The sequence below is a fragment of the Sandarakinorhabdus sp. genome, from assembly GCF_041689835.1.
In the GTDB taxonomy this organism is placed as follows: Bacteria; Pseudomonadota; Alphaproteobacteria; order Sphingomonadales; family Sphingomonadaceae; genus Sandarakinorhabdus.
Genome location: NZ_JBDNFM010000180.1, coordinates 1 through 3,741 on the forward strand (window position 1 = coordinate 1; position 3,741 = coordinate 3,741).

4 protein-coding genes and 1 pseudogene are annotated in these 3,741 nt (G+C 63.2%); all 5 read left to right on the plus strand.

All coding sequences use genetic code 11. The annotated features are described in order from the left end of the window. A partial coding sequence (infB, locus tag ACESL8_RS09555) for a translation initiation factor IF-2 (RefSeq protein WP_372918200.1) occupies positions 1-1,169 on the plus strand: 1,169 nt, incomplete at its 5' end. Positions 1,170-1,255: 86 nt separating this feature from the next. Continuing rightward, entirely contained in the window at positions 1,256-1,714 is a 459-nt protein-coding gene (gene rbfA / locus ACESL8_RS09560) for a 30S ribosome-binding factor RbfA (RefSeq protein ID WP_372918202.1), read from the plus strand. Then, the gene (truB, locus tag ACESL8_RS09565) at positions 1,698-2,609 is read left to right on the plus strand and encodes a tRNA pseudouridine(55) synthase TruB (protein ID WP_372918206.1); all 912 of its coding nucleotides are present in this window, start codon (positions 1,698-1,700) and stop codon (positions 2,607-2,609) included. The genes rbfA and truB overlap by 17 nt, the downstream gene beginning before the upstream one ends. Before the next feature lie 12 nt (positions 2,610-2,621). After that, a complete protein-coding gene (rpsO, locus tag ACESL8_RS09570) occupies positions 2,622-2,891 on the plus strand; it encodes a 30S ribosomal protein S15 (protein ID WP_372918204.1) in 270 nt (89 codons plus the stop codon). A 152-nt stretch (positions 2,892-3,043) separates the two neighbouring features. After that, a pseudogene (locus ACESL8_RS09575) lies at positions 3,044-3,741 on the plus strand (polyribonucleotide nucleotidyltransferase); the annotation flags it as partial.

Below are 3,741 nucleotides of genomic sequence, written 5' to 3' on the forward strand. Positions count from 1 at the left end.
ACAAGGCCGGCGCCGACGCTGCCCGCATCCGCACAGCCCTGCTGCAGCAGGATGTGCAGGTCGAAGAAATGGGCGGCGACGTGATGGACGTCGAAATTTCGGCGGTGAAGAAAACCGGCCTCGACGAACTGCTGGAAAAGATCCTGCTGCTCGCCGAAGTCTCGGAATTCAAGGCCAACCCGACGCGTTCTGCCGAAGGCACCGTAATCGAAGCCAGGCTCGACAAGGGCAAGGGCCCGCTGGCCACCGTTCTGGTGCGGCGCGGCACCCTGAAACGCGGCGACATTTTCGTGATGGGTCAGGAATGGGGCCGCGTGCGCGCCTTGGTCGATGATCAAGGCGCCCAGGTAAAGGAAGCCGGCCCGTCGATGGCTGTCGAAGTGCTTGGCCTGGGCGGCGTGCCGCAGGCCGGCGATCCGGTAACCGTCGTTGAAAACGAAGCCCGCGCCCGCGAAGTCGCCGATTATCGTGCCGACCTCGCCACCGCCAAGCGCACGGCCGGAAACGGCCCGGCCAATCTGGAAGACATGTTCTCGGTGCTGCGCGCCAAGAAGGTCCAGGAATTCCCGCTGGTCATCAAGGCCGATACGCAAGGTTCGGCCGAAGCCATCGCGGGTGCTGTGAACAAGATCGGCAGCGAACTGATCCGCGCCAAGGTGCTGCTCGCCGCGACCGGCGGCATCACCGAAAGCGACGTGACCCTCGCCAAAGCTTCGGGCGCACCGGTGATCGGCTTCAACGTCCGCGCCAACGCCAAGGCCCGCGAAATCGCCCAGCGTGACGGCGTGGCGCTGAAATACTATGATGTCATCTACGACCTGATCGACGAAGTGAAGGCGGCAATGGCCGGCCAGCTCGGCCCGGAAGCCTTCGAAACCGTTGTGGGCCGCGCCCAGGTATTGGACGTGTTCCAGGCCGGCAAGATCGGCAAGGCCGCCGGCCTGCGCGTGCTGGAGGGCTATATCAAGAAGTCGCTCCGCGCCCGCGTCATGCGCGACGATGTCATCATCTACACCGGCTCGATCGCTTCACTGCGCCGCTTCAAGGAAGATGTGGCCGAGGTGAAGGTCGGTCTGGAATGCGGCATCACACTGGCGGATTCGTCGGATGTGAAGGAAGGCGATATCGTCGAGACCTACGAAGTCGAGATGAAGGAACGGACTCTCTGATCGCTGCGCTTATGGGGGCAGGCTTGCACTGCCCCCACCACGCCCATCTTCAGTGAACCCACCCTTGATTGGGGAGGACTAGCATCATGCCCCGTTCCACAGACGACGCCCCAGGCCGCCCGATCCGCTTGCAGCGCATCGGAGAGCAGGTGCGCCACGCGCTTGCCGAAATCATCGCACGCGGTGATCTGCGTGACGATGTGCTCACGCGCACCATTATTTCCGTATCGGAAGCGCGCGTCACCCCCGATCTGCGCCAGGCCATCGTGTTCGTGAAGGCATCGAACGGCGATGACGACGCCGTAATCAAGGCGCTGGGCCAGCATCGCGGCTGGCTGCGCGGCGAAGTCGCCAAACGGCTCGCAACGAAATACACGCCCGATCTGTCGTTCCGCCGCGACGAAAGCTTCGATGCCGGCGCCCGCATCGATGCCGTGCTGAAACGCCCGGAAATCGCCCGCGACCTGCCGCCCCTGCCCACCACCACACCGCGCCCGTGGAAAAACCTCACGGACACGGCGGATGACGATGCCAGCGAGGACTGATCTTGCTGCAATCAACGGCTGGATCATCCTCGACAAGCCGCTGGGCCTGACCAGCGCTCAGGGTGTGGCCGCAGTAAAACGCATCCTGCGCACAAACGGCTTGACCGTCCCGCGCATCGGCCACGGCGGCACCCTTGATCCGCTGGCCACCGGCGTGCTGCCGATCGCGCTCGGCGAAGCCACCAAGCTCGCGGGGCGCATGCTCGATGCCGCCAAGGCCTATGATTTCACCGTGCAATTTGGCAGTGAAACCAGCACCCTGGATGCCGAAGGCGAGATTACCGCCACCTGCGACGTGCGCCCGAACGAAGCGGAGATACATGCCATCGTGCCGCGCTTCACCGGGCCGATCACCCAAATCCCGCCAGCCTATTCGGCACTGAAAGTCGGCGGCCAGCGCGCCTACACGCTCGCCCGCGCCGGCGAGACGGTCAGCCTCGCGGCGCGTCACCTCGTCATCCACAGCCTTACCTTCACAGCTGCCACATCAGACAGTGCCAGCTTTTCGTGCTTCGTATCGAAAGGCACCTATATCCGCAGCCTGGCGCGCGACATCTCTTGTGCGCTGGGCACAGTGGGCCATGTCACCATGCTGCGCCGCACACGGTCTGGCCCGTTCGCCCTCGCGCAGGCAATATCGCTGGACAAATTGGGCGAACTGGTGCAGGCCGCGCAGCTTGAACAGGTACTACTGCCACTGATGACAGGGCTGGACGACATCCCGGCTCTTGCCATCACGCCAGATGAGGCGGCGGCGCTCAAACAAGGGCGCAGGCTTCTCGGGCATCCAGCCAGCAACGGCACCCATCTCGCGGCCCACGGATCTGTTCCCGTGGCGCTTGTCGAGGCCCATGAGGGCGAGGTGCGGGTGCTGCGCGGGTTCAACCTCGATTGAAGGAGTAGCACGATGTCGGTAACCGCCGAAAAGAAAGCCGAAATCATCAGTGGCAATGCCCGCAGCCCCACCGACACCGGTTCGCCGGAAGTTCAGGTGGCCATCCTGACGGAACGCATCGTCAACCTGACCGAGCATTTCAAGACCCACGCCAAGGACAATCACTCGCGTCGCGGCCTGCTGGTGCTGGTCAACACACGCCGCTCGTTGCTTGATTATCTGAAGAAGAACGACGCAGCGCGCTACACTGCGCTCATCACCAAACTGGGCCTGCGCAAGTAAGCCTATCCAGTTCCGGACGGCCCCCATCAGCGGGGCCGTTCTTTTATCTGCCCCGCCGCGAATGAGCGCGCCGGGCGCAGCCGTCGCCACAAAGGGCGGCACACCGCAAGGGGCGTTCGGCAATAGGGCCGCGGCGCCCAGGAAAGAAGATCATGTTTACCATCCACAAAGAAGAATTGAACTGGGGCGGCCGCACGCTGACCCTGGAAACCGGCCGCATTGCCCGTCAGGCTGATGGCGCCGTGCTGGCCACCTACGGCGAAACCGTTGTGCTGTGCGCCGTCACCGCCGCCAAATCCGTGAAGGAAGGGCAGGATTTCTTCCCGCTCACTGTCCATTATCAGGAAAAATATTCCGCAGCTGGCCGCATCCCCGGCGGCTTCTTCAAGCGCGAACGCGGTGCCACCGAGCACGAAACGCTGACCAGCCGCTTGATTGATCGCCCGCTGCGCCCGTTGTTTCCGGAAGGTTTCTACAACGAAATCAACGTGATCGCTCAGGTTCTCAGCTATGACGGTGAAAACGAAGCCGACATGGTCGCCATGATCGCCGCTTCTGCCGCACTGACCATCTCCGGCGTGCCGTTCATGGGCCCGATCGCCTCGGCGCGCGTTGGCTTCGTTGATGGTGAGTATCTGCTCAACCCGTCCAAGGCGCAGGTTGCCGCTGGCCGGCTCGATCTGGTTGTCGCCGGCACGCATGATGCAGTGATGATGGTTGAATCCGAAGCCAAGGAGCTTTCGGAAGACGAAATGCTCGGCGCTGTGATGTTTGCCCATCGCGGCATCCAGCCGGTGATCAAGGCCATCATCGCGCTCGCCGAAAAGGCCGCCAAGGACCCGTGGGAACT